This is a genomic window from Streptomyces glaucosporus (assembly GCF_039533345.1).
Classification (GTDB): domain Bacteria; phylum Actinomycetota; class Actinomycetes; order Streptomycetales; family Streptomycetaceae; genus Streptomyces; species Streptomyces glaucosporus.
On the sequence record NZ_BAAATJ010000010.1, the window covers coordinates 142,209 to 167,170 of the forward strand.

Sequence of the window (24,962 nt, forward strand, 5' to 3'; positions counted from 1 at the left end):
AGCACGCCGCACATGGCGTTCACCCGTGCCACCGAGAAGGTCACCGAGAAGGTCACCGCCTTCACCGGGAAGCTCTCCGAGAAGCACCAGCTCTCCGGCCGCGCCGTCCGCACGGGCGCCGGCCTGCTGGGAGCCGCCACCCTCGCCGCCACCGGCGTGGTGGGCACCATCGCCACCCCCGCCGTCGCCGACTCGGGCGACACCCACAAGACCTACGCCCTGGGCTTCGCGCAGGCGATGGCCGTCGGCGACACGATCGCCGACGACGTCCGGGCCCAGGCCGAGGCGCAGCAGCGCGCGGCCGACGTCTCGCGCGAGAAGGCCGAGGAGATCGCCGCCGCCAAGGCCGCCAAGGCCGAGAAGGTCGCCAAGGAGCGCGAGGCCGCGCGCAAGGCCGCCGCGGCCGAGGAGGCCGCCCGGGAGCGCGCCGCGACCGAGGAGCGCCGCGCCGAGCGGGCCGCCGAGCGCCGTGCCGCGAGCGGTTACGTCGACCCGGTCGCGGGCGTGAACACCACCACCCTGTACAAGCAGGCCGGCGCCTCCTGGTCCTCCGGCACGCACAGCGGCGTCGACTTCGCCGCCGCCTCCGGCACCCCCGTGCGGGCCGTGGGCCCGGGCACCGTGGTGACGGTCGGCTGGGGCGGCGCGTACGGCAACCAGGTCGTCATCCGCCACGACGACGGCCGCTACACCCAGTACGGCCACCTGTCCGCCACGAGCGTGAGCCCCGGCCAGCGGGTCGAGGGCGGCCGGCAGATCGGCGCGGTCGGCTCCACCGGCAACAGCACCGGTCCGCACCTCCACTTCGAGGCCCGTACCGGCGCCTACTACGGCTCCGACATCGACCCGGTCGCCTACCTGGCGGCCAAGGGCGTCGACGTCCGCTGATCCCCGGACGGGACCCCGGAGCGACACGGACGCGACCGCGGAGATCGAGCGCCCCCGGCCATACGGCCGGGGGCGCCTCCGCGTCCGGCGGGCCCGCGCCGGGAGGCATGTTTTCCGCCTGTTCTCCGGTGGGCATCGGAATTTCCGTGGCGGTGGAATACAGTTCGAGTCTGCGGAGCCATCGGAAACGCGGAGACGACGGCGGAGGTCGGCCCATGCGCATTTCGGCGCACATGGTGTGCACTGCGGTCCGCGACGACATCGTCTCCGGCTTCTTCCCGCCCGGCGCCCGGCTCACCGAGGAACTGCTCGGCAGGCGCTACGGCGTCTCGCGGATCCCGGTGCGCGAGGCGCTGCGCACCCTGGAGTCGGAGGGCTTCGTGACCACCCGCCGGCACGCGGGCGCCTGCGTCGCCGAACCCACCGAGCAGGAGGCGGCCGACCTGCTCGACGTCCGGGCCCTGCTGGAGCCGCTGGGCACCGCCCGGGCGGCCCGGCGGCGCACCGAGGCGCAGCTGGGGGTGCTGCGCGGCCTGGTCCGTCTGGGGCAGCAGCGCGCCGAGCAGGGCCACCTCTCCGACCTGCGGGTCCTGGGGGACTGGTACCACGACACCCTGGCCCGGGCGTCCGGCAGCCCGACCCTGGCCGCACTGCTCACGCAACTGCGCCGCAAGATCACCTGGGTCTACGCCGCGGAGCCGGCGGTACGGGTCCCGGACGTCTGGCGGGAGCGCGGCGCCATCGTGGACGCGATCGCCCGCGGGGACGCGGAGCGGGCGAGGGCCCTGGCGGTCTCGCACGTGGAGCGCTCCGTCGCCGTCCGCCGCGAGCAGCGTCCGGTGGCCGTGCGAGCCTCCCGCGGCGGGGCCGCCGTGAGAAGGACGAAACATTCCCTCAACACGGGAAGCGGTAATCCGTAACGGCGGACGTATATCCATGAGGGTGTCCGTGGCGGAAAACACACGGATGAATTGACCGGGTGATTCCCCCGGATATTACGGGAGGCGGCGGAGCGCAATGCCCCGCCGCCTCCCGCGGTGTTTTCCGCTGTCTTCTCCCGGAGCCTCCCGCGGCGCCTTCCGCCCGGCGTGCTCCTCCCGGCCGTCCTCCTGTGTCCTCCTGCGTTCTTCAGAGGGTCCCGGGGAGCTCGTCCAGGCCCTCGGAGACCAGCTTCGCCAGCCGGTCCAGGGCGGTGTCGGCGTCCCCGGCGCCGGAGGCCAGCACGACCTCCTCGCCGCCCTCCACGCCCAGCCCCAGGACCGAGAGCATCGAGGCGGCGTTGACCGGATCGCCCCCGGGCCTGGCCACGGTGACGGGGATGCCGGACGCGGTCACGGCACGGACGAAGATCGCGGCGGGACGGGCGTGGAGGCCCTCGGCCCAGCCGACGGTGACGCGGCGCTCAGCCATGGTGTCGTCCTTCGGGTCGGATCGGCTGTCCGGGCCAGCTTTGCACACGGGAAGGACAGGGCGGGGCAAGGGACGCCCCCGGCCCGTTCCCCGCCCGGCCCGCGCGCCCGCCCGCGCTCCCCGCGGACGTCCCGCCGAAGCCCCCGCCGGGGGCCGCGAACCGGGGTGCCGGTGGCTAGGCTGACCTCATGCGGACGCCGACCGAGCCTGCCTACCCCGCCCACTGGGAGGCCGACGTGGTGCTGCGGGACGGTGGCACGGCCCGGATCCGTCCCATCGCCCCCGACGACGCCGACCGCCTGGTCCGGTTCTACGAACAGGTCTCCGACCAGTCGAAGTACTACCGCTTCTTCGCCCCCTACCCCCATCTCAGCGACCGCGACGTGCGCCGGTTCACCCACCACGACTACGTCGACCGGGTCGCCCTGGCCGCCGTCGTCGGCGACGAGTTCATCGGGACCGTCCGCTACGACCGCATCGACGGCACGGGCCGCCCCGCCTCCCTCCCCGCCGACGAGGCCGAGGTCGCCTTCCTCGTCCGCGACGACCACCAGGGGCGCGGTGTCGGCTCCGCCCTGCTGGAGCACATCGCCGCCTGCGCCCGCGAGCGCGGCGTGCGCCGCTTCGTCGCCGAGGTGCTGCCGGCCAACACCAGGATGGTCAAGGTCTTCACGGACGCCGGCTACTCGCAGAAGCGCAGCTTCGAGGAGGGCACGGTCCACCTCACCTTCGGGATCGAGCCGACCGAGCAGTCGGTGGCCGTGATGCGGGCCCGCGAGCAGCGCGCCGAGGCCCGCTCCGTGCAGCGGCTGCTGTCCCCCGGCTCGGTCGCCGTCATCGGGGTCAGCCGCGGGCCGCGCGGCGCCGGGCGCACCGTCCTGGCGAGTCTGCGCGAGGCGGGCTTCACCGGCCGCGTCTACGCCGTCAACCAGGCCTTTCCGCAGGAGACGGCCGAGGTGGAGGGGGTGCCCGCCCACCGGTCGGTGCGCGAGATCCCCGAGCCCGTCGACCTGGCCGTCGTCGCCGTCCCCGCCGAGCGGGTGCCGGGCGTCGTCACCGAGTGCGGCGAGCGCGGCGTGCAGGGCCTGGTCGTCCTCTCCGCCGACTTCGACCGCGGCGAGCAGCGCGAACTGGTCCGCCGGGCCCGCTCGTACGGGATGCGCATCATCGGCCCCAACGCCTTCGGAGTGATCAACACCGCCCCCGGCGTCCGGCTCAACGCGACCCTGTCGACCGAGACCCCCGAGCGCGGGCGCATCGGCCTGTTCACCCAGTCCGGCGCGATCGGCATCGCCGTGCTCGACGCCCTCCACCGCCGGGGCCACGGGCTCGGCGGCGTCTCCGCCTTCGTCTCCGCCGGGAACCGCGCCGACGTCTCCGGCAACGACGTCCTCCAGTACTGGGACGACGACCCCGACACCGACGTCGTCCTGATGTACCTGGAGTCCTTCGGCAATCCGAGGAAGTTCAACCGCCTGGCCCGGCGCACCGCCGCCCGCAAGCCGATCGTCGTGGTCAAGGGGGCCCGGCACAACGCCAGCGCCCCGCCCCCCGGACACGTCGTCCCCGTCAGCCGCACCCCCGACGCCACGGTCTCCTCGCTGCTGCGGCAGGCCGGGGTGATCCGCGTCGACACGGTCACCGAGCTCGTCGACGCAGGGGTCCTGCTGGCCGCCCAGCCGCTGCCGGCGGGCCCGCGCGTGGGCATCCTGGGCAATGCCGAGTCGCTGTGCCTGCTCACCTACGACGCCTGCCTCGCCCGGGGGCTGCGGCCCCAGCCCGTCACCGACCTGACCACCGAGGCCATGCCCGGCGACTTCCGGGCCGCCCTGCGCCGGGCGCTGGAGGACCCGGCCACCGACGCCGTCGTGGTCACCGCGATCCCGTGGGTGGACGACCCCCGGGGAGGGTGGGGCGCGGCCGAACTGGCCGGGGCGCTGCGCGGAGCGGTCGGGGAGGCCGGGGACGCCGGGGCGGACGCCAAACCGGTGGTCATCGTCCACCTGGCCATCGAGGGCCTGGACGCCGCGCTCGCCGAGCACGGCCTGCCCGCCTACCCCTCGCCCGAGCGCGCCGTGGACGCCCTGTCGGAGGCCGTCCGCTACGCGACGTGGCGGAACCGGGCCCGGACCCCCGGCCGGGTGCCCGAGTACGACGACGTCGACGAGGCGGCCGCCGCCGCCCTCCTCGCCCGCGTCCTGGAGCGGGAGCGCGATCCGCGGCACAGCGTGCCGCTGAGCGGGAAGCAGACGGCCGAGCTGCTGGGGCACTACGGCATAGCCGTGCAGCGCGCCCTGCCCGCCCCCGACATGGGCGCGGCCCTGGCCGCCGCGCGGCGGCTCGGCTACCCCGTCGCCCTGAAGACCACCGCCCCCCACCTGCGCCACCGGCCCGACCTCGGCGGCGTACGGCTGGACATCACGGACAGGTCCGGGCTGCGGCACGCCTACGCCGAGATGACGCAGCAGCTCGGCAGGCCCGCGGAACTGAGGCCCGTCGTCCAGGCCATGGCCCCCCGCGGCGTGGACACCGTGGTGAAGGCGGCCGTCGACCCCGCCACCGGCGCGGTGCTCTCCTTCGGCCTGGCCGGCCCGCCCTCCGAGCTGCTGGGGGACACCGCCCACCGGCTCGTCCCCGTCACCGACCGGGACGCCGCGGACCTGGTCCGCTCCATCCGCTCCGCGCCCGTGCTGTTCGGCTGGCGCGGGGCGCAGCCGGTGGACACCGCCGCCCTGGAGGAGCTGCTGCTGCGCGTCTCCCGGCTCGTCGACGAGCATCCCGAGATCGTCTCCGTGGACCTGGAACCGGTGGTGGTCGCCGCACGCGGCCTGACCGTCCTGGACGCCGCCGTCCGCGTCGCCGACGCTCCCGCGGCGTTCGGCACGGGCAACCCCGCCTGGGCCGACCTGGGGCCCCGCCGCCTGCCCGCGTACTGAGCCGCCCGCTCACCGTAGGATGGGCGGCATGGCGAAGACCGGTACGACGACCCAGGGGCTGCGCGCGGCGATCGAGCGCAGCGGCTACTACCCGGCTCTCGTGGCCGAGGCGGTCGAATCCGCCGTGGGCGGGGAGCCCGTGGACTCGTATCTGGTTCACCAGGAGACGACGTTCGACTCCAACGAGGTGCGCCGTCACGTCACGGTGCTGGTGCTCACCGACACCCGGTTCATCGTCAGCCACACCGACGAGCAGCCCGCCGACGGCACCTCCCCGACCCCGTACGCCACGACCTCCACCGAATCGGTGAAGCTGGAGCGGATCTCCTCCGTCGTGCTCAGCCGCGTCGTGGCCAACCCCGAGTCCTACACGCCGGGCACCCTGCCCCGCGAGGTGGTCCTCACCATCGGCTGGGGCGCCGTCTCCCGCCTGGACATGGAGCCCGCCAACTGCGGCGACCCCAACTGCGAGGCGGACCACGGGTACACGGGTTCCCTCACCGCCGACGACCTCTCGCTGCGCGTCAGCGAGACGGGCGACGGGCCGGACACCGTCCGCCAGGCGCTCGCCTTCGCACAGGCGCTCTCCGAGGCCACCGCGGCGACCGCCGGCGCCCGCTGATGGCCCGGTTCCCCGCGCAGGGCCCGGCCCCGTACGACCCGGTGCCCCTGGACCCCCGCACCGCCCCCGTGCCGCGCTACGGCGAGGCGTCCCTGGCCGACCTGCTCCCCGCCGTGGCCGAGGGACAGGGCGTGCCGGGGGTGACGTCGGGGCTGAAGCTCCAGCCGGCGGACCGGGTCTGCGTCTTCCTCGTGGACGGCATGGGCTGGGAGCTGCTGGCGTCCCACCCCGACGAGGCGCCCTTCCTGACCTCGCTGCTGCCCACCTCCCGCGGCGGCACGGGGGAGCCGATCACCGCGGGCTTCCCCTCCACGACCGCCACCTCGCTCGCCTCGGTGGGCACCGGGCAGGTCCCCGGGGCCCACGGACTGCCCGGCTACACCGTGCTCGACCCGGCGACCGGCGAACTGATGAACCAGCTCCGCTGGCAGCCGTGGACCGACCCGTACCTGTGGCAGCCCTACCCCACCGTCTTCCAGCTCGCCGACGCGGCGGGGATCGCCGCCTGCCAGGTCACGGCGCCGCACTTCGAGCACACCCCGCTCACGAAGATCGCGCTGTCCGGCGGGGCCTTCCACGGCAGGCTCTCCGCCGAGGAGCGGATGGACTTCGCCGCCGACCGGCTGGGCTCGGCCGACCGCTCGCTGGTCTACACGTACTACGCCGAGCTCGACGGCAACGGCCACCGCTACGGTGTGGATTCCGACGCCTGGCGCGGCCAGCTGATGTACGTCGACCGGCTCGCCCAGCGCCTGGCCGAGCAGCTCCCGCCGCGCTCGGCCCTCTACATCACCGCCGACCACGGCATGGTGGACATCCCCCGCGACCCCGAGGCGCGGTACGACTTCGACGAGGACTGGGAGCTGCGCGCGGGCGTGGCACGTCTCGGCGGCGAGGGCCGGGCCCGCCACCTGTACGCCGTGCCGGGCGCCGCGGGGGACGTCCACGCCGTCTGGCGCGAGGTCCTGGGGGACCGGGCGTGGGTGGCGACCCGGGACGAGGCGATCGAACTCGGCTGGTTCGGCCCGCGGGTGGACGACCGGGTGCGCGCCCGGATCGGCGACGTGGTGGCCGCGATGAGCGACGGCGTCGCGGTCGTCGCCACCGAGAGCGAGCCCAACGAGTCCGAGCTGGTCGGCATGCACGGCTCCATGACGCCCGCCGAGCAGCTGGTCCCCCTGCTCGAGGTCCGCACCTAGAACCCGTGCCCGGGGCCGCGCGCCCTGTGGAGCCATGCCCCCGACGACCCGCCGAAAGGTCCCGAACCCCCCATGCCCGAGCTGGTTTTCTTCTGCGGAACGATGGACTGCGGGAAGTCCACTCTCGCCCTCCAGATCCAGCACAACCGCTCGGCGCGGGGCCTGTCGGGCATGATCTTCACCCGCAACGACCGGGCGGGGGAGGGGCTGCTGTCCTCCCGGCTCGGCCTGGTCACCGAGGCCGTCGAGGCGGGCGAGGGGTTCGACTTCCACGCCCATCTGGTGAAGCACCTGACGGCGGGCGGCCGCACGGACTACGTGATCGCGGACGAGGCGCAGTTCCTGGCCCCCGAACAGGTGGACCAGCTCGCCTGCGTCGTCGACGACCTGGGCATCGACGTCTTCGCCTTCGGCATCACCACGGACTTCAGGACGAGGCTCTTCCCCGGCTCCCAGCGGCTGATCGAACTGGCCGACCGGATCGAGTCGCTCCAGGTCGAGGCGCTGTGCTGGTGCGGCGCCCGGGCCACGCACAACGCCCGTACGGTCGGCGGGAGGATGGTCGTCGAGGGCGCCCAGGTCGTCGTCGGGGACGTGGGGGGAACCGGGGAGGAGGTCGGCTACGAGGTACTGTGCCGACGTCACCACCGGCGCCGCCTCACCGCCGCCACGGCCCGGGCCGGCGCGCTCTCCCCGGACGTGCTGCCCGTGGACGGCGTGGAGGCCCCGGCTCCCTCCCGGAGCTGATCGGGGGGAGGGGCCGGGGCCGGCCGCGGGCGCCGGCGGGGCTCAGCCCTCCCTGCGGATCACCGCGAAGGGCGCCCCCTCGCGGTCGGCGAGCCGTGCCAGCCGCCCCCGGGGCGAGTCCTGGGGGGCCGTCAGCACCCGTCCGCCGAGCTCGGTCACCCGGCGCGCCACCGCGTCGGTGTCCTCCACCTCGACGTACATCAGCCAGTGGGAGCCGCGGTCGCGCGGCATCGAGGCGCCCATGCCGTTGATGCCCCCGACGACCCGGTCGCCCGCCGTCACGGTGAGGTAGCCGAACTCCCCGTCCCCCTCCGGCCCTTCGCCGGACGCCGGCGCGGTCCCCTCGGCGGGGCCGGTCTCCAGGCCGAAGACCGTCCGGTAGAACTTCTCGACGGCCGACGTCCGACGGGTGATCAGCTCGTTCCACACCACCGTGCCCGGACCGCCGTCCATGTGGGCCGCGGGACGCGTGCCCGCCTGCCGGATCCCGAAGGACGCCCCGGCCGGGTCCGCCGCGATCGCCACGCGCATGGTCCCGTCCATGTCCAGCGGCCCGACCCCGACCGTTCCGCCGCACATGCGGACCAGGTCCGCCGCCGCGTCGGTGTCGTCGGCCGCCAGGTAGGGGAGCCAGGCGGCCTGGCACTGCCGCCCGGGCGGCATCTGGCCGATGCACGCGACCTCGCGTCCGCCGAGTACGGCGCGGGCGTGCGGCCCGGCCCCTCCCGGCCCCGGACCCGGCCGGTACTCCCAGCCGAACAGCTCGTGGTAGAACTCCTGGCTCGCGGCCGGGTCCTCGGCCAGCAGGCTCACCCAGCAGGGGGTTCCCGGAGCGCACCGGGTCGCAGCCTCGGTCATCTGTTCACTTCTCTCCTCGTGACCGTCGTCGATGCGGTCGTTCGGTGATGGTCCGCGCACTGCCGGTGCCCATGCTCTCATCCGCCGTCCCGGAACCCTCCGGGCCGTACCCGGGAAAGGGACTCCCCAGGGGGTGGAACATCCGGCACGCCGCCTCGCGCCCGTTCCCTCGCGTGTTCCGCGCGCGGGTGCGGGCCGCGCCGGGAGGGAAGCGGGACGCGGAGCGCACGGCCGCGCGAAGATACGGCCATGGCAGTCATCGTTTCCCCTACCCAGCTGGCGCAGGAACTCAACGGAACTCATACCCCGCCGGTGCTGCTCGATGTCCGCTGGGAACTGGGCGGCCCACCCGGCCGCCCCGCGTACGAGGCGGGCCACCTGCCCGGCGCCGTGTACATCGACCTCGACACCGAACTGGCCGGGCCGGTGGGGGAGGGGACGGGGCGTCACCCCCTCCCCGATCCGGAGGTGTTCGGCGCGGCGATGCGCCGGGCCGGGGTCCGCCACGACCGCCCGGTGGTGACCTACGACAGCGGCCACGGCTGGGCGGCGGCCCGCGCCTGGTGGCTGCTGCGCTGGGCCGGCCACGAGGACGTACGGGTGCTGGACGGCGGTCTGGCGGCCTGGGACGGCCCGCTGACCCGCGAAACCCCCCGCCCACCCGAGGGCGACTTCACCCCCCGGCCGGGATCGGTGCCCGTGCTCGACGCGGACGGCGCGGCGGACCTGGCCCGTACCGGTGTGCTGCTCGACGCCCGCGCGGCCGAGCGCTACCGGGGCGAGGTGGAGCCGATCGACAAGGTCGCCGGGCACATCCCCGGCGCGCTCTCGGCCCCGACGGTCGAGAACGACGCGGAGGGGGGCGGCCTCCGGCCCGCGTCGGAACTGGCGGGCCGTTTCGCCGGACTGGGCATCGACGCGGACACCGAGGTCGGCGTCTACTGCGGTTCGGGCGTCTCCGCGGCGCACGAGGTCCTCGCGCTGGCGGTCGCGGGCATCGACGCGGCGCTGTACGTGGGCTCCTGGTCGCAGTGGAGCGCCGACCCCTCCCGCCCGGTGGCGACGGGCCCCGAGCCCGGCTGAGACCCGCCGGGCCCCGCGGACCGGCCGCTCGGCCGGCCCGCAGGGCCCGGGGAGGCGCTCACTCCTTCTTCTTGCGGCGGGTGCCGAAGACGATCTCGTCCCAGCTCGGGACCGCCGCCCGGCGGCCCGGGCGTACGCCGTCGGCCTCGGCCTGGCGGTCGGTGCTGCCCGTGAGGCGGTCGCGGTGGCCGGACACCGAACGCGGCATGAGCACGTCGGCGTACGCGCTTCCCGCGCTCGCCGCCGGCGCCGGGGGTTCCACCGGCTCGGCCTCCTCGTCGGCCTCGTCCGGCACGTCCGGAGGGGACGACTGCTCCGGCACGACGAGATCGCCCCGGAAGCTGGGCACCGCCTCCAGGAGGCTGGTCAGCGAGTCCCGCTCGCCCCGGCCGTCCTGGCCCACGGTCTCCGGCGGCTCGGACGCGGAACTCTCCGAGCGGTCCGGGCGGTCCGTACGGTCGAAGCGGTCGCGCGGCAGCCGGGCGATGCGCGGCACGAACGGGAAGCTCGGCTCGGGGGTGTCGTCGCTCTCCCCGATCAGCGCCCGGGCCTCGTCGTCCACGGCCTGCACCAGCCGCCGCGGCGGGTCGTACGTCCAGCTCGCCGAGTGCGGCTCGCCGGCCACCCGGTAGACGAGCAGCACCTCCCAGGTGCCGTCGTCCCGGCGCCAGGAGTCCCACTGCACCGTCTCCTTCTCGGCGCCGCGCCTCGACAGGCGCTCGGAGACGATCTCGCCGAGCTGCGGGCCGGTGCTCTCGCCGGGGCGGCGCACGGGGGTCTTGCGGGCCCGCTCGGCCATGAAGGCGCGCTCCGCCAGCACCGGCCCCTCGAACCGCCGTACGCGGTCGACGGGGATGCCGGCGAGCTGGGCGACCTCCTCGGCCGAGGCACCGGCCCGTATCCGGGCCTGGATGTCGCGGGGGCGGAGGTGGCTCTCGACCTCGATCTCGATCTGCCCCAGCCGGGCGCGGTCGTTGCGGACGGCGGCGCGCAGCCGCTCGTCGATCGGAAGGGTGTACTCCGTGTTGTCGGCAGCCTTGAGCACCAACCGTGTGCCGTCGTTGCTGACGGCCACGACACGCAGTTCGGGCATGGGAACCTCCCGGATGGTGCCTGCCGACGTCACGTGCGTCGCTGCTCCCGCTAGACGAGTGTGGCGTGCCCGGGTGCAGCCTGCCACAACCTTGCCGACTTGCCCGGCGTGTCGGGCCCGCGCCCACGTCCGCCGGTGTGGCACGGTTGCCTGTTGGCCACGCACAGTGACCGCGAGGGCCGCTCCGCGTGGTACTGGCCGACCGGGACCAAGGCCAGGGCTCGCCACACTACTCCATTGGGACCATGCCAGTGGATCGGCACGCCGCCCAAGTTCTCACAGCCGCGGGGAGTTGGCCACCGCGGCGGGGGTAAAAAGCCGGTTGTGGTTGTGCGGTCCGTCACGGAACGCGCCGGTGGCCCGCCGGCGCCGGGCCGCGGCCCCGGCCGGGAACGCGTCCTCCGGCCGCCGGGGAAGACGTGTGCGACCCGGCCCGTAAGGGGGACGGACGGGGAGGGAAGGTGACGGCGTCGGAGTGGAGGGGGCTCGGAGCCGGCCCGCGCCGTCAGTCGCCCAGCACGCGCCGCAGGTGGTCGTTGCCGAACACCCGTTCCGGGTCCAGCCGGTCGCGCAGCGCGGTGAACTCCCCGAAGCGGGGGTAGACGCCCGCCAGGTACTCCGCGTCGCGGCTGTGCAGCTTCCCCCAGTGGGGACGCCCCTCGTGCGCGGTCATGATCCGCTCGGCCGCGGTGAAGTACCGCTCGTGCGGGGTGCCCCGGTACATGTGCACCGCGATGTAGGCCGTCTCGCGGCCCGAGGCCGTGGACAGAGCGATGTCGTCGGCGGGCGTCACCCGCACCTCCACGGGGAAGTTCACCCGCAGGTCCGAGCGGTCGACCACCGATCTCAGCTCGCGCAGGGCCTCCACCGCGGCGGCCCGGGGGAGGGCGTACTCCATCTCCACGAAGCGGACCCTGCGCGGGGAGGTGAAGACCCTGTAGGGGATGTCGGTGTAGGTGCGGGCCGACAGGGCCCGGCCGGCGATCCGGGCGATGCCCGGCACGGCCGCCGGCACGGTCCGCCCCAGCGAACAGGCCGCCTGGAAGACCCCGTTGGAGAGGAACTCGTCCGTCAGCCAGCCGGACAGGCGCGGCAGCGGCTCGGCCGGCCCCGCGCTGCGGTTGTTCCGCTTGGTGACGCAGCGGTCGGTGTGCGGGAACCAGTAGAACTCGAAGTGCTCGTTGTCGCGCACCAGACGGTCGAAGTCCGCCAGCACCGCGTCGAGGCGCATCGGCTCCTCGCGGGCCGTCAGCAGGAACAGCGGCTCCACGGCGAAGGTGACCTCGCTGATCACCCCGAGCGCCCCCAGCCCGACCCGGGCCGCGGCGAAGACGTCGGCGTTCTCCCGCGGCGAGCACCGCAGGACCGAGCCGTCCGCCAGGACCATCTCCAGTTCCCGGACCTGGGCGGCGAGCGAGCCGGAGTCGCGGCCGGTGCCGTGGGTGCCCGTGCTCAGCGCGCCGGAGACGGTCTGCTCCATGATGTCGCCCATGTTGGCCAGGGACAGCCCCTCGGCCGCCAGGGCCTCGTTGAGCCGCTTCAGCGGGGTCCCGGCGGCGACGGACACCGTCCCGGCCTCGCGGTCGATCCGGCGTATGCCGGTGAGGCGGTCGGGGCGTATCAGCATTCCGCCGGTGACGGCCACGGGGGTGAAGGAGTGCCCGGTCCCGGCGGCCTTGACGGTCAGGCCGTCCTCGGCGGCCCGGCGCACCGCCTCGGCGAGGGCCCCGGTCGTGGAGGGGGCCACGGTCCGCAGCGGCCGGGCCGTGGCGTTGCCCGCCCAGTTGCGCCATGTGGGCGGGGCCGGACGGCCGCGCCGGGTGGTGTGCGTGCTCATCCGTGCGGGCCCTCCCCATAGGCTCCACGTGCCTCGCGTCACCGGAAGTCCCCGGCGCGGGAGGGCGGGCCCGGCCGGCCGGTGGAGGGATCATACTCGTGCGTCCGCCCGGACGTCCGGCGGTGGGTCCCGGTCGGGAGCGGAGGACCGGGTGGCAGGATCGGGACATGCCCGATGAGCTTGATGTCCGTCCCTACGACGCGCTGCTGCTGCTGTCCTTCGGAGGGCCCGAGGGGCCCGACGACGTGGTCCCCTTCCTGGAGAACGTCACCCGCGGACGGGGGATCCCGCGGGAGAGGCTGGAGGAGGTCGGGCAGCACTACTACCTCTTCGGCGGGGTCAGCCCGATCAACGACCAGAACCGCGCGCTGCTGGCCGCCCTGCGCGAGGACTTCGCCGCCCACGGCCTGGACCTGCCGGTGTACTGGGGAAACCGCAACTGGGCCCCGTACCTGACCGACACGCTGCGCGAGATGGTCCGCGACGGACGGCGCCGCATCCTGGTCCTGGCCACCAGCGCCTACGCCTCGTACTCCGGCTGCCGCCAGTACCGGGAGAACCTGGCCGACGCGCTCGCCGCCCTGGAGCAGGAGGGGCTGGAGCCGCCGCGGGTGGACAAGCTGCGGCACTACTTCAACCACCCCGGCTTCGTCCGCCCCATGGTCGACGGGGTGCTGGCCTCCCTCGCCGAACTGCCCGAGGAGGTGCGCGACGGGGCGCACCTGGCCTTCACCACCCACTCCATCCCCACCTCGCAGGCCGAGACCTCCGGCCCCGAGGGCGGCGCGTACGTCGCCCAGCACCTGGACGTGGCACGGGTGATCGCCGACGCGGTGCGCGAGGAGACGGGCGTCGACCGCCCCTGGGAGCTGGTCTACCAGTCCCGCAGCGGCGCCCCGCACATCCCCTGGCTGGAGCCGGACATCTGCGACCACCTGGAGGCCCTGAGCGAGCGCGGGGCGCCGGCCGCGGTGATGGTCCCGATCGGGTTCGTCTCGGACCACATGGAGGTCCTGTACGACCTCGACACCGAGGCGAAGGCCAAGGCCGGGGAACTGGGGCTGCCCGTGGCGCGGTCCGCCACCGTCGGCGCGGACCCGCGCTTCGCGGCGGCCGTGCGGGACCTGGTGGTGGAGCGCGCCGCCGCCGAGCGGGGCGGGCGCCCCGAACGCTGCGCGCTGGGCGCGCTGGGCCCCAGCCACGACGTGTGCCCCGTGGGCTGCTGCCCGGGCCGCACCCCCAGGCCCGCCGCGGCGGGCGCCGACAGTCCGTACGCCTGACGCCCGGGGTCTTCGGGCCCCGGGTCTTCCCGGAGGGTCCGGAGACCCCGGAGGCGTGCGGAGATCCGAGCGGAGACCCAAGGAGAGACGTGACCGACGACCGGCTCAGGACCGAACTGCTCGACCTCGCCCTGGAGGCCGCCCGCCGGGCGGGGGAGCTGCTGCGCGACGGCCGCCCCGCCGACCTGGGGGTGGCGGCGACCAAGAGCAGCCCCGTCGACGTCGTCACCGAGATGGACCTCGCCTCCGAGAGGCTGATCACCGGCTTCCTCGCCGAGCACCGCCCCGAGGACGGCTTCCTGGGCGAGGAGGGGGCGTCCACCGAGGGCGCCAGCGGGGTGCGCTGGATCGTCGACCCGATCGACGGCACCGTGAACTACCTCTACGGGCTCCCCGCCTGGGCGGTCTCCATCGCCGCCCAGTACCGGGGCGAGACCGTGGTCGGCGTGGTCGAGGTGCCGCCGCGGGGCGAGACGTACCACGCCGTGCTGGGCGGGGGAGCCTGGCGCAACGGGGAGCGGGTGAGCTGCCGGCCCTCGCCGCCGCTGGACCAGGCGCTGATCGGCACCGGCTTCAACTACGTCGCCGAGCGCCGCACCGCGCAGGCCGAGGTGGTCCGGAAGCTGCTGCCGAAGGTCCGGGACATCCGCCGGTCGGGCTCGGCGGCCATCGACCTGTGCGACGTCGGCGGCGGGCGGCTGGACGGCTTCTACGAGCGGGGACTGCACCCGTGGGACGTGGCCGCGGGCGACCTGGTCGCCCGCGAGGCGGGCGCGCTCACCGGCGGCCGGCCGGGTGAGGCGCCGGGCTTCGAGCTGACGGTGGCCGCCTCGCCCGGGGTCTTCGCCGTGCTGCGGCCGCTGCTGGACGAGCTGGGCGCCTGGCACGACTGACCCGGCCGCCGCGGGGCGGACACGCGGCGGGGCCCCGGGCCCGTGGCCCGGGGCCCCGCCGACAGGTTCACACGGCTCCGCGACCGGTCAGGCGCCGGAGGCGCCGACCTCCACCTCCACTCCGTACTCGGCGGCCAGACGGCGCAGGTCGTCGAGCTCTGCCTGCTCGACGTCCACCAGGTAGTCGTCGCCCGACTCGCGAGCGCGGATCAGGTCGGATTCGGTGTTCCGTATGCGCTGCAGAATGCCTGCGGTGAACGCGTCCATGGTGCGCCCCCTCGTCATGGTCGTTGGCACGGGGGTGTGCCGAGGATGGGACGATCACGGTGCGGTCCCCGGAACGGTCGACCGACGGATCCTTCCGCTGCGGTGGGGAAGGGGGTCGTGACCTGCCGTCTACAGGGCGTGATCGCGGGTGTGCTGTCGTCTTCCCCACCCCAAACCTCAGAGAAACCTCAATGGGGACGAAAATTAGGTGAACGGCTGCGGCGGGAGTCGCTTACGGTCCGTTTACCGACGTCGGAGGCAGGATGGGGGGTGTGTCCCGGCTTCGGAGGCGTTTGCCGGCTCCGGCGGCCGGGGGACGTGTCCGGGGCGCACCGCCCCTCACCGCGACGCAGGAAAGGACACTCCGTGCGCGTACTCGTCGTCGAGGACGAGCAACTGCTGGCCGACGCCGTGGCCACCGGGCTGCGCCGGGAGGCCATGGCCGTCGACGTGGTCTACGACGGCGCCGCGGCCCTCGAGCGCGTCGAGGTCAACGACTACGACGTGGTGGTCCTCGACCGCGACCTGCCGCTGGTCCACGGCGACGACGTCTGCCGCAGGATCGTCGAGCTGGGGCTGTCCACCCGGGTGCTGATGCTCACCGCCTCAGGCGACGTCAGCGACCGTGTGGAGGGCCTGGAGCTGGGGGCGGACGACTACCTGCCCAAGCCCTTCGCCTTCAAGGAGCTGGTCGCCCGGGTGCGGGCGCTCGGCCGCCGGACCACCGCGCCCCTGCCGCCCGTGCTGGAGCGCGCCGGCATCCGGCTGGACCCCAACCGCCGCGAGGTGTTCCGCGACGGCCGCCAGATACAGCTGGCGCCCAAGGAGTTCGCGGTGCTGGAGGTGCTCATGCGCAGCGAGGGGACGGTGGTCTCGGCCGAGCAGCTCCTGGAGAAGGCCTGGGACGAGAACGCCGACCCGTTCACCAACGTCGTGCGGGTCACCGTGATGACCCTGCGCCGCAAACTCGGCGAGCCGCCGGTGATCGTCACCGTGCCCGGCTCCGGATACCGCATCTGAGCTCCCATGACGACCAGCACATCCGGCGCTCCCGCCGCACCGCCCCCGCCCCCGTCCGCGCCCCCCAAACCGACCTGGGACCCCTTCCAGCCGCGGGGCGCCCACCCCTGGCTGCGACCCACCATCCGGATACGGCTCACCCTGCTGTACGGCGGGATGTTCCTGATCGCCGGGATGGTGCTGCTGACGATCATCTACCTGCTGGCGGCCCAGGCGCTGAAGGACGGCAGCCACCTGCCCTTCCAGATCATCGGGGTGCGGGACCAGACCACCGACGCCGTCTGCCCGCTCCCGAGCCGGGCGGACGGCGGGGGGCTGACCACCTCGGAGCTGACCGCGGCCGTCCAGCAGTGCATGGAGCGCCAGCGGCAGATCGCCCTGGACGTCCTGCTCCAGCGCTCCCTGCTGGCGCTGCTGGGCCTGGCGGTGGCAGCGTTCGCCTTCGGGTACGTGATGGCGGGCCGGGTGCTCTCGCCGCTGGGGCGCATCACGCGCACCGCCCAGCAGGTCGCGGGCTCCGACCTGCACCGCCGGATCGAGCTGGACGGGCCGGACGACGAGCTGAAGGAGCTGGCCGACACCTTCGACCGGATGCTGGACCGGCTGGACCGGGCGTTCACCGCCCAGCAGCGGTTCGTCGCCAACGCCTCGCACGAGCTGCGCACCCCGCTGGCGATCAACCGCACCCTGCTGGAGGTCCAGCTCTCCGACCCCGACGCCCCGCCGGAGCTGGTCCAGCTCGGCAAGACGCTGCTGGCCACCAACGAGCGCAGCGAGCAGCTGGTGGAGGGACTGCTGCTGCTCGCCCGCAGTGAGAACGAGATCGTCGACCGCAAGCCCGTGGACCTGGCCGAGGTCGCCTCCCAGGCCCTGGAGCAGGCGCGCGGCGAGGCCAGGGCCAAGGGCGTGGAGCTGCGCGGCGTACGGCAGCCCGCGTACGTGCAGGGCAACGGCGTGCTCCTGGAGCGCGTCGCGCTCAACCTGGTGCAGAACGCCGTGCGCTACAACGTCCCGGAGGACGGATGGGTCTCGGTGGCCACCCGGGCGCAGCCGGGGCAGGCGGTGCTGGAGGTGGAGAACACCGGGCCGATGGTCCCGGCGTACGAGGTGGACAACCTCTTCGAGCCCTTCCGGCGGCTGCGCACCGAGCGCACGGGCAGCGACAAGGGCGTGGGCCTGGGCCTGTCGATCGTGCGGTCGGTGGTGCGCGCCCACGGCGGTATGGTGCTCGCCCGGCCGCGCGAGGACGGTGGTCTGCTGGTGCGGGTCACCCTGCCCGTATGACGTCCGGGGGCGGCCGGACGATCATGGAACGGCCGGGCCGTCGGCGAGTGATACGGGGTTGATGCGAGGAATGACGGGTTTGTTGCGACCGTTGTGATCGATCACACACACGATTTTTCGGTCGCGTACGATCCACGGCCGAGACCCTGCCGAAAAATGCCGGAAAATCCATGTTTCCGCAGGTCGTGATCGTGGAAAGGAGGGGAGACGGTGCGTGTGAAGCGCACCTTCCGGGCCGTTCCCGGCCCTGGTCGGCGGCCAGCTCCATCACCCCATCAGGGGCGCGGTTGGGTGTCGATTGAGTAACAGGGCTTGATGTGAGGCAAAATCTGCGCCTCGGGTCGGGCACAAGTCCGGCCTCTCGCGCGTTACGTGCGCTGGAGACACCACAGACACCCAGAGGGGGAGAGCGATATGGCAACCGACTACGACACTCCACGCAAGACCGATGACGATGTCAACGAGGACAGCATCGAGGAACTGAAGGCCCGCCGGAACGACAAGTCCGCCTCGACCGTCGACGTCGACGAGTTCGAGCAGGCCGAAGGTCTCGAACTGCCCGGAGCGGACCTCTCCAACGAGGAGCTGTCCGTCCGGGTGCTGCCCCGCCAGGCCGACGAGTTCACCTGCATGAGCTGCTTCCTGGTCCACCACCGCTCGCAGCTCGCCGCGGAGAAGAACGGCCAGCCCATCTGCCGCGACTGCGCGGCCTGAGCCGGAGCGCCGGCTGATGGCGGTCGACGACGCACGTGACGGCGAGCGGGACCGGAAGGACTCGCTCGCACCCGTACCCGCGTCCGCGTCCGCAGCCACCCGTGGCCGGGGGCTGCGGCGCCTCGGGAGGACGCGGGCACTCGACAGGCACGAGCGGGGACCGCGCGGGCGCGGCACGGTCAGAGCGTTCCTGGGCGTGGTGGCCGACCGGATCGTCGACATCGCGCCCAGGATCCCCGTCCGCGACCTGGACACGCTCCGCCGGCAGTTCCCGGGGCTGGGGCCCGAGGAGCTGGCCGACAGGCTCATATCCGGCGCCATGAAGGGCACCGCCACCGTCGGCGCCGGAGTGGGCGCCTCGGCGATGCTGCCGGTGCCCCCGGCGATGCCGGCCGAACTGACCGCCGAGGTCGTCGGCGTGGCGGCCGTGGAACTCAAGCTCATCGCCGAGCTGCACGAGGTCTACGGCCTGCGCCCGCCCGGCAACGCCAGGGAGCGGGCGGCCGCCTACCTCGCCGAGTGGTCCGAGGAACGCGGCCTGGAGCTGACCAGGCCGGCGTCGTTCGGCGCCGCCTTCGGCAGCCACATGAGGCGCACACTGCGCCAGAGACTCCTCAAGCGCACCCTGCGCAACCTCCCCAACCTCACGCCGTTCATGATCGGAGCGGCCGTGGGGGCGCTGATGAACCGGCGCGACACCAGAAGACTCGCGGAGCGGATCCGCCAGGATCTGCGCCAAAGGCGGACCCCCTGGGACGCCCTCCCCGCGGCGGAGGCGCCCGGGAAGGACGGCGGCGCACCCGGGACGGACGAGGGCTGAGAAGACGCCCCCCGCCGGCGCCCCCGCGCGGCGGACGGCCCCGCCGCCCGGCCGCTCAGGCGCGGGCCCTCTCCAGGGCGTCGGCCAGCGCCCGCGGCGCGCGGGTGGACAGGTACAGGTACGGGGTGGGGTCCTCCGGGTCGGCGACCTCGACGCGGACGGCGGTGGGGACGTAGCCGCGCAGCAGCATGTACGCACGGGGATCGGCGCGGTGGGTGCGCCAGGCGAGAGCCTCCCCGGCGTCCAGGACGCGCACCTCGCCCAGCGCCGACACCGGGATCCGGGCGTCCCCCGCCACCAGGGAGTCGGAGAGCACGCGGACGCGGGCCGAGCCGTAGGCGCTGACCGCGACGGCCGCCAGCGACGTGCCCACCACCAGGCCGCCCAGCAGGGGCAGGACGCCGTAGGGGTACAGGACCAGGCCGACGGAGGTCCCCAGCAGGGCCGCGATCAGCCACCAGGAGCGGGGCGCGGTCAGACGCTCGTCGTACAGCACGCCGGGAGAGAGCATGGGTCCAGCTTGGCACGCCCGCGACCGGATCCCTGACCCGGCGGTAAGGTCAGCACCCGTGAGCGACACCAAGACATCCCTGACTCCGCCGGAGGACGCCGAGGCCCCGGTGCGTCACCCCGAGGCCCCCGCGCCCGGAGAGCCGCTGGGCGCGCACTACGCCCAGTGCTTCGGCTGCGGCGCCGAACAGCCGCACGGACTGCACCTGGAGGCGCGGGCGGGCGAGGGCGTCGCCGTCACCGCGGAGTTCACCGTCCGGCCCGCCCACCAGGGGGCGCCCGGCCTCGCCCACGGCGGGCTGCTGGCCACCGCCATGGACGAGATACTGGGGTCCCTCAACTGGCTGATGCACACCATCTCGGTCACCGGACGCCTGGAGACCGACTTCCTGCAGCCCGTGCCCGTGGACTCCGTGCTGTACCTGGAGGCGCGGGCCGTCGCCCGCCGCGGACGCAAGATCTACTGCACCGCCACGGGCCGGATCGGCGGCCCCGAGGGCCCCCTCGCGGTCCGGGCCGACGCGCTCTTCATCGAGGTGAAGGTCGACCACTTCGTGGAGAACGGCCGCAAGGAGGAGATCGAGGCGGCCATGGCCGACCCCGACACCGTCCGGCGCGCCCGCGCCTTCGAGGTGAACCCGTGAGCCGTCCGTCCCTCGACGTGCTGATCCGCCGCCTCGACCCCGAGGTGCCCCTCCCCTCCTACGCCCACCCCGGCGACGCGGGCTGCGACCTGGTCACCACCGAGGCCGCCGAACTGGCCCCCGGGGAGCGGGCCGTGCTGCCCACGGGGGTTTCCATCGCCCTGCCCGAGGGGTACGCCGCCTTCGTGCACCCGCGGTCGGGCCTGGCCGCCCGCTGCGGGGTCTGCCTCGTGAACGCCCCCGGGACCATCGATGCCGGGTACCGTGGGGAGATCAGGGTGATCGTGGCCAACCTGGATCCGCGCGAGAGCGTGCGGTTCGAGCGCTTCGACCGCATCGCCCAGCTCGTCGTCCAGCGAGTCGAGAGGGTGCGCTTCCGCGAGGTGGAGGAGCTGCCGGACTCGGCACGGGCGGCGGGGGGTTTCGGCTCCACGGGCGGCCACGCCGCACAGGGCCACGCTGCACAGCACAACCATTACGCTGCGGTCGCGGCCGACGAGGCCGCGGACCTGAAGGGACAGTGACGTGTTCGGACGTCGTCGCAAGAAGAAGGTAGGGCCCGAGGGCGCCTCGGACGAGTTCGAGACGGAACGATCCGACGAGAGCGCCGACGCGTCGGACGGTTCCGCCGCACCGTCCCGGGTGAAGCTGCCCCCGGCGCCCCGGCCGGACGGCCCCTGGGACGTGAGCGAACTGCGCGCGCCGGAGGAGGGCCGCGTCAACCTGGGCGGCCTGTACGTGCCGGGCGTACCGGGCATGGAGCTGCGGGTGGAGGTCGCCGGCGACGCCATCGTCGCCGCGACGATCGTGCTGAAGGACAGCGCCATCCAGCTCCAGGCGTTCGCCGCGCCCAAGCGCGAGGGCATCTGGGACGAGGTGCGCGAGGAGATCGCCAGCGGCATCACCAAGCAGGGCGGGATCATCGACGAGGTCGAGGGCCCGCTGGGCTGGGAGCTGCGCGCCCAGGTGCCGGTCCAGCTCCCGGACGGCAAGAGCGGCATGCAGGTCGTGCGCTTCGTCGGCGTGGACGGTCCCCGCTGGTTCCTGCGCGGTGTCATCTCCGGTCAGGGCGCGGTGCAGCCGCAGGCCGCCGGACTGCTGGAGCAGATCTTCCGGGACACGGTCGTGGTGCGCGGCGACGGCCCGATGGCCCCGCGCGACCCGATCGTCCTGAAGCTGCCGAACGACGCCCAGATGGTGCCCGACGGCGTCCAGCAGGAGCCGGCCCAGGAGGGCTCCCGCTTCGCCGGGGGCATCGACAAGCTCCACCGCGGCCCGGAGATCACCGAGGTCCGCTGACCCCCGGTCCGGCGGAGCCCTGCGGCCGCGCAGGCGGCAGGGTCCCGCCGCCGGCGGGCCGCCCCCGGCCCGCGGGCCGGGGGAGCATCCGTTCGCCGACGGCGGCGGCGGGCGGGACGCTAGGCTCGACACCGTCCGGGCGTCCGGAAGGGGGAGACCGTGTGAACACCGTGGTCGAGGTCGAGGATCTGCACCACTCCTACGGTCAGAAGCCCTCCGTCACCCGTGTCCTGCGGGGTGTGTCGCTCACCGTCCGGCAGGGGGAGTTCGTCGCGGTCACCGGGCGTCCCGGTGTCGGCCGAAGCACTCTCCTCGGGCTCGTCGGCGGGCTCGACAGCCCCGTCTCCGGCCGGATCACCGTCGACGGGGTGCGGCTGGACGAGCTGGGCGAGCAGGAGCGGCTCAGGCTGCGCCGCGACCGCATCGGCTTCGTCTTCCCCTCCTCCGGCCTGCTGCCCGTCCTCACCGCGGCCGAGAACGTCGGGGTGCCGCTGCGGCTGCGCCACGTGCCGCCGGGGGAACGGGACGAGAGGGTCTCCCTGCTGCTGTCCGAGGTCGGTCTGGCCGACCGGGCCGGACGGCGTCCCGACGAACTGAGCGGCGGCCAGCGGCAGCGTGTCGCCCTCGCCCGGGCCCTGGCCAACCGTCCCGCGCTGCTCGTCGCCGACGAACCCGCCGCGCAGCTCGACGCCGAGTGCGGGGCCGCCCTCCTGGAGCTGCTGTACACCCTGGTGCGCCGCCGGGAGGGCACGGCCCTGGTCGCCACCCACGACGCCTGGCTGCTCTCCCGCGCCGACCGCGTCCTGGAGCTGCGGGACGGCCTGCTGAGGGAAGCGGGCCCGGAGCGCAGGCCGGTTCCCAGCCCGTCCTGAGCGCGGTCCGAAGCGACTCTCGACACATCCGGGCTTCCGGCCGCCGACGGAGTTACCCCCGGTGAGGGGCGCGGGTACGCTGGCCGCATGAGTGGCGTTACCCGACTCGAGAGGCAGGGCGGCCGGCTGCGTCGCCTGCTCGGCCGGCTGTCGTCCTCGCAGGAGGACCTGCTCTCCGCCGAGCTGCGGCGCGACACCGAGGACAGCGGCTGCACCCGCATCTGCGACTGCGGCGACCGGCAGATCGTCAAGGTGGCCGGTACGCTGCGCACGGTGACGCAGCGCCCCCGGGCCGGCGTGCCCGCACTGGAGGCGGAGCTGTTCGACGGATCCGCGCCCCTGGACCTGGTGTGGCTGGGCCGGCGGTCCATCGCGGGCATAGAGCCGGGCCGCAGGCTGATCGCCTCCGGCCGGATCGCGATGAACCACGGCCGTCCGGTGCTGTTCAACCCCAAGTACGAGCTGCGCCCCATCGGACAGGACAGCGGACAGGAGTAGCGGGTGACCCCTCACGACAAGCCGGCCCCCGGCACGGCCGAGGCCGGCGCGTCCGGCCCGACGGTGACGGACAAGGCCCTGATGGAGGCCTTCGGAGGAGTCTGGGGCATGGTGGACACCACCGTGCCCGGACTGGTCTTCGTGCTGATCTACACGATCCAGCGGGACATGCACCTCGCGGCCGTCGCAGCCGTGGGGCTGAGCGTGGTGCTCGCCCTGATCCGCCTGGTGCGGCGCGAGACCCTCAAGCACGCCTTCAGCGGTGTCTTCGGGGTCGGCATCGGCGCGGTCTTCGCGATGATGTCGGACGACGCCAAGAACTTCTACCTGCCGGGCATGCTCTACACCCTGGGCCTGGCGGTCGCGTACTGCCTCTCGGCGGTGCTGCGCTTCCCGCTGATCGGCGTGCTGCTCGGGCCGCTCATGCGGGAGAACCTCTCCTGGCGCACCCGCAACCCCGGCCGGCTGAAGGCGTACACCAAGGCGACCTGGGCCTGGGGCCTGGTCCTGCTGGGCAAGTCGGCGATCCTCTTCCCCATCTACTTCTGGGGGGACGTCACCCAGCTCGGCTGGGTGAAGGTGGCGCTGGGCATCCCGCCGCTGCTGCTGTGCGTCTACCTGACCTACGTCTTCCTCTCCAAGGCCCCGCCGCCGATCGACGTGATCGCCGAGATGGAGGCCGAGGAGGCGGCCGAGCGGGAACGGGAGCGGCTCGGGGCCGAGCAGCGGGCGGACGGGGCGCGGGCGGAATCCTGACCGTGCGGCCCGCCCCGGAGTCCGTCCGGGGCGGGCCGGCAGGCGGGGGCGCGGACCTAGAGTTCGTCCGCCTCCTCGTCGTCCTCACGGCGCGGAGGCTCGGGCTCGCGCCGCACCGACAGCAGTTCCTCCAGCTGCCCCTCGCGGGCCTGGGCGGCGACGAACAGCAGCTCGTCGCCCTCCTCCAGGGAGTCGTCCGGGCCCGGGGTCAGCACCCGGCTGCCGCGGATTATCGTCACCAGCGAGGTGTCCTCGGGCCACCGCACGTCGCCCACCCGCGTCCCGGCGAGCGCCGACTCCGGGGGCAGGGTCAGCTCGACCAGGTTGGCGTCGCCCTGGCTGAACCGCAGCAGCCGTACCAGGTCGCCCACGCTGACGGCCTCCTCGACCAGCGCGGACATCAGCCGCGGGGTCGAGACGGCCACGTCGACGCCCCAGGACTCGTTGAACAGCCACTCGTTCTTGGGGTTGTTCACCCGCGCCACGACCCGCGGCACGCCGTACTCGGTCTTCCCCAGCAGCGACACCACGAGGTTGACCTTGTCGTCGCCCGTGGCGGCGATCACGACGTTGCAGCGCTGGAGCGCAGCCTCGTCCAGCGAGGTGATCTCGCAGGCGTCGGCCAGCAGCCACTCGGCCTGCGGCACCTGCTCCACCGCGATGGCGGCGGGCGACTTGTCGATGAGCAGCACCTCGTGGCCGTTCTCCAGCAGCTCCGCGGCGATGGAGCGGCCCACCGCCCCGGCCCCGGCGATCGCGACCCTCATCGCCTCTCTCCTTCCGGCCCCCTGGAGAACGCCGCCTCCACGTCGCCGACCTGGTCGCAGCGCATCATCACGTGGATCAGGTCGCCCTCCTGGATCACGGTGTCGGAGGTGGGCAGCATCGCCTCTCCCAGGCGGGTGATGAAGGCGACCCGGGTGCCCGTCTCCTGCTGGAGCCGGCTGACCCGGTGCCCGACCCAGGCGGTGGAGGCGTGCACCTCGGCGAGCTGGACGCCGCCGGTGGGGTCCAGCCACAGCGGCTCGGCCCCGGAGGGCAGCAGCCGGCGCAGCATCTGGTCGGCCGTCCAGCGGACCGTGGCGACGGTGGGGATGCCCAGGCGCTGGTAGACCTCGGCGCGGCGCGGGTCGTAGATCCGGGCCGCCACGTTCTCCACGCCGAACATCTCGCGCGCCACCCGGGCCGCGATGATGTTGGAGTTGTCGCCGCTGCTGACCGCGGCGAACGCCCCGGCCTCCTCTATCCCCGCCTCGCGCAGGACGTCCCGGTCGAAGCCGACGCCCTCCACGCGGCGTCCGCCGAAGGCCGGGCCCAGGCGGCGGAAGGCCGTGGGGTCCCGGTCGATGATGGCGACCGTGTGTCCCCGGTGCTCCAGGGTCCGAGCGAGTGCGGCGCCCACGCGCCCGCACCCCATGATGACGATGTGCAT

At 74.0% G+C, this 24,962-nt stretch carries 27 protein-coding genes; 19 read left to right on the plus strand and 8 right to left on the minus strand.

Annotation, left to right across the window (positions count from 1 at the left end):
* Nucleotides 1–12 precede the first annotated feature (12 nt).
* Nucleotides 13–888, plus strand: coding sequence for a M23 family metallopeptidase (locus ABD358_RS13465; protein WP_344631193.1), 876 nt, complete (start codon nt 13–15; stop codon nt 886–888).
* A gap of 215 nt (nt 889–1,103) precedes the next feature.
* On the plus strand, nt 1,104–1,808 hold the full coding sequence (locus tag ABD358_RS13470; RefSeq protein ID WP_344631194.1) for a GntR family transcriptional regulator: 705 nt from the start codon (nt 1,104–1,106) through the stop codon (nt 1,806–1,808).
* A gap of 208 nt (nt 1,809–2,016) precedes the next feature.
* On the opposite strand, the gene ABD358_RS13475 is transcribed toward ABD358_RS13470, so the two are convergent.
* The gene (locus tag ABD358_RS13475) at nt 2,017–2,298 is read right to left on the minus strand and encodes an HPr family phosphocarrier protein (RefSeq protein ID WP_344631195.1); all 282 of its coding nucleotides are present in this window, start codon (nt 2,296–2,298) and stop codon (nt 2,017–2,019) included.
* A 188-nt stretch (nt 2,299–2,486) separates the two neighbouring features.
* Here ABD358_RS13475 and ABD358_RS13480 point away from each other — a divergent pair, with 188 nt between their 5' ends.
* From ABD358_RS13480 to ABD358_RS13495, 4 genes are all read left to right on the plus strand, one after another.
* The gene (locus tag ABD358_RS13480; protein ID WP_344631196.1) at nt 2,487–5,234 is read left to right on the plus strand and encodes a bifunctional acetate--CoA ligase family protein/GNAT family N-acetyltransferase; all 2,748 of its coding nucleotides are present in this window, start codon (nt 2,487–2,489) and stop codon (nt 5,232–5,234) included.
* Between the two features lie 28 nt (nt 5,235–5,262).
* Nucleotides 5,263–5,856, plus strand: coding sequence for a DUF5998 family protein (locus ABD358_RS13485; protein ID WP_344631197.1), 594 nt, complete (start codon nt 5,263–5,265; stop codon nt 5,854–5,856).
* Nucleotides 5,856–7,055, plus strand: coding sequence for an alkaline phosphatase family protein (locus ABD358_RS13490; protein WP_344631198.1), 1,200 nt, complete (start codon nt 5,856–5,858; stop codon nt 7,053–7,055). The genes ABD358_RS13485 and ABD358_RS13490 overlap by 1 nt, the downstream gene beginning before the upstream one ends.
* Nucleotides 7,056–7,127: 72 nt before the next feature.
* Nucleotides 7,128–7,802, plus strand: coding sequence for a thymidine kinase (locus ABD358_RS13495; protein ID WP_344631199.1), 675 nt, complete (start codon nt 7,128–7,130; stop codon nt 7,800–7,802).
* A 42-nt stretch (nt 7,803–7,844) separates the two neighbouring features.
* On the opposite strand, the gene ABD358_RS13500 is transcribed toward ABD358_RS13495, so the two are convergent.
* Complete coding sequence (locus ABD358_RS13500) at nt 7,845–8,660, minus strand: VOC family protein (RefSeq protein WP_344631200.1); 816 nt, start codon at nt 8,658–8,660, stop codon at nt 7,845–7,847.
* A gap of 249 nt (nt 8,661–8,909) precedes the next feature.
* Here ABD358_RS13500 and ABD358_RS13505 point away from each other — a divergent pair, with 249 nt between their 5' ends.
* Complete coding sequence (locus ABD358_RS13505; RefSeq protein ID WP_344631201.1) at nt 8,910–9,743, plus strand: sulfurtransferase; 834 nt, start codon at nt 8,910–8,912, stop codon at nt 9,741–9,743.
* A 58-nt stretch (nt 9,744–9,801) separates the two neighbouring features.
* Here the strand turns inward: ABD358_RS13505 and sepH are convergent, their stop codons facing one another.
* Together sepH and ABD358_RS13515 are read right to left on the minus strand one after the other, a co-directional pair.
* Complete coding sequence (sepH, locus tag ABD358_RS13510) at nt 9,802–10,836, minus strand: septation protein SepH (protein WP_425576316.1); 1,035 nt, start codon at nt 10,834–10,836, stop codon at nt 9,802–9,804.
* A gap of 505 nt (nt 10,837–11,341) precedes the next feature.
* Entirely contained in the window at nt 11,342–12,673 is a 1,332-nt protein-coding gene (locus ABD358_RS13515; protein WP_344631203.1) for a D-arabinono-1,4-lactone oxidase, read from the minus strand.
* 167 nt (nt 12,674–12,840) lie between these two features.
* Here ABD358_RS13515 and ABD358_RS13520 point away from each other — a divergent pair, with 167 nt between their 5' ends.
* Together ABD358_RS13520 and ABD358_RS13525 are read left to right on the plus strand one after the other, a co-directional pair.
* Complete coding sequence (locus ABD358_RS13520; protein WP_344631204.1) at nt 12,841–13,953, plus strand: ferrochelatase; 1,113 nt, start codon at nt 12,841–12,843, stop codon at nt 13,951–13,953.
* Nucleotides 13,954–14,042: 89 nt separating this feature from the next.
* A complete protein-coding gene (locus tag ABD358_RS13525; protein WP_344631205.1) occupies nt 14,043–14,846 on the plus strand; it encodes an inositol monophosphatase family protein in 804 nt (267 codons plus the stop codon).
* An 87-nt stretch (nt 14,847–14,933) separates the two neighbouring features.
* Here ABD358_RS13525 and ABD358_RS13530 read toward each other — a convergent pair whose 3' ends face one another.
* Nucleotides 14,934–15,113, minus strand: a complete 180-nt coding sequence (locus ABD358_RS13530; RefSeq protein ID WP_344631244.1) for a hypothetical protein — start codon at nt 15,111–15,113, stop codon at nt 14,934–14,936.
* A 366-nt stretch (nt 15,114–15,479) separates the two neighbouring features.
* On the opposite strand from ABD358_RS13530, the gene ABD358_RS13535 reads away from it, so the two are divergent.
* The 4 genes from ABD358_RS13535 to ABD358_RS13550 all read left to right on the plus strand — a co-directional run bounded on the left by ABD358_RS13535 (nt 15,480) and on the right by ABD358_RS13550 (nt 18,951).
* The gene (locus tag ABD358_RS13535; protein WP_344631206.1) at nt 15,480–16,133 is read left to right on the plus strand and encodes a response regulator transcription factor; all 654 of its coding nucleotides are present in this window, start codon (nt 15,480–15,482) and stop codon (nt 16,131–16,133) included.
* A 6-nt stretch (nt 16,134–16,139) separates the two neighbouring features.
* Nucleotides 16,140–17,417, plus strand: a complete 1,278-nt coding sequence (locus ABD358_RS13540; RefSeq protein ID WP_344631207.1) for a sensor histidine kinase — start codon at nt 16,140–16,142, stop codon at nt 17,415–17,417.
* Nucleotides 17,418–17,831: 414 nt separating this feature from the next.
* Complete coding sequence (locus ABD358_RS13545) at nt 17,832–18,131, plus strand: DUF4193 domain-containing protein (protein WP_176164529.1); 300 nt, start codon at nt 17,832–17,834, stop codon at nt 18,129–18,131.
* Between the two features lie 16 nt (nt 18,132–18,147).
* On the plus strand, nt 18,148–18,951 hold the full coding sequence (locus ABD358_RS13550; RefSeq protein WP_344631208.1) for a hypothetical protein: 804 nt from the start codon (nt 18,148–18,150) through the stop codon (nt 18,949–18,951).
* A gap of 55 nt (nt 18,952–19,006) precedes the next feature.
* Here the strand turns inward: ABD358_RS13550 and ABD358_RS13555 are convergent, their stop codons facing one another.
* Complete coding sequence (locus tag ABD358_RS13555) at nt 19,007–19,462, minus strand: DUF3093 domain-containing protein (RefSeq protein WP_344631209.1); 456 nt, start codon at nt 19,460–19,462, stop codon at nt 19,007–19,009.
* A 58-nt stretch (nt 19,463–19,520) separates the two neighbouring features.
* Here ABD358_RS13555 and ABD358_RS13560 point away from each other — a divergent pair, with 58 nt between their 5' ends.
* The 6 genes from ABD358_RS13560 to ABD358_RS13585 all read left to right on the plus strand — a co-directional run bounded on the left by ABD358_RS13560 (nt 19,521) and on the right by ABD358_RS13585 (nt 23,530).
* The gene (locus ABD358_RS13560; RefSeq protein WP_344631210.1) at nt 19,521–20,105 is read left to right on the plus strand and encodes a PaaI family thioesterase; all 585 of its coding nucleotides are present in this window, start codon (nt 19,521–19,523) and stop codon (nt 20,103–20,105) included.
* Nucleotides 20,102–20,629: a dUTP diphosphatase gene (gene dut / locus ABD358_RS13565; RefSeq protein WP_344631211.1), complete on the plus strand. Its 528-nt coding sequence runs from the start codon at nt 20,102–20,104 to the stop codon at nt 20,627–20,629. The genes ABD358_RS13560 and dut overlap by 4 nt, the downstream gene beginning before the upstream one ends.
* 1 nt (nt 20,630) lies before the next feature.
* The gene (locus tag ABD358_RS13570) at nt 20,631–21,404 is read left to right on the plus strand and encodes a DUF3710 domain-containing protein (RefSeq protein WP_344631212.1); all 774 of its coding nucleotides are present in this window, start codon (nt 20,631–20,633) and stop codon (nt 21,402–21,404) included.
* A gap of 86 nt (nt 21,405–21,490) precedes the next feature.
* Nucleotides 21,491–22,276, plus strand: a complete 786-nt coding sequence (locus ABD358_RS13575; protein ID WP_425576319.1) for an ABC transporter ATP-binding protein — start codon at nt 21,491–21,493, stop codon at nt 22,274–22,276.
* 87 nt (nt 22,277–22,363) lie between these two features.
* A complete protein-coding gene (locus ABD358_RS13580) occupies nt 22,364–22,774 on the plus strand; it encodes an OB-fold nucleic acid binding domain-containing protein (protein WP_344631213.1) in 411 nt (136 codons plus the stop codon).
* A 3-nt stretch (nt 22,775–22,777) separates the two neighbouring features.
* Nucleotides 22,778–23,530 carry a DUF3159 domain-containing protein gene (locus tag ABD358_RS13585; RefSeq protein WP_425576317.1) on the plus strand — a complete coding sequence of 251 codons (753 nt, stop codon included), beginning with the start codon at nt 22,778–22,780 and terminating at the stop codon, nt 23,528–23,530.
* 56 nt (nt 23,531–23,586) lie between these two features.
* On the opposite strand, the gene ABD358_RS13590 is transcribed toward ABD358_RS13585, so the two are convergent.
* Together ABD358_RS13590 and ABD358_RS13595 are read right to left on the minus strand one after the other, a co-directional pair.
* Nucleotides 23,587–24,297: a potassium channel family protein gene (locus tag ABD358_RS13590; protein ID WP_344631214.1), complete on the minus strand. Its 711-nt coding sequence runs from the start codon at nt 24,295–24,297 to the stop codon at nt 23,587–23,589.
* A complete protein-coding gene (locus tag ABD358_RS13595; RefSeq protein ID WP_344631215.1) occupies nt 24,294–24,962 on the minus strand; it encodes a potassium channel family protein in 669 nt (222 codons plus the stop codon). Before ABD358_RS13595 ends, ABD358_RS13590 begins: the two co-directional genes overlap by 4 nt.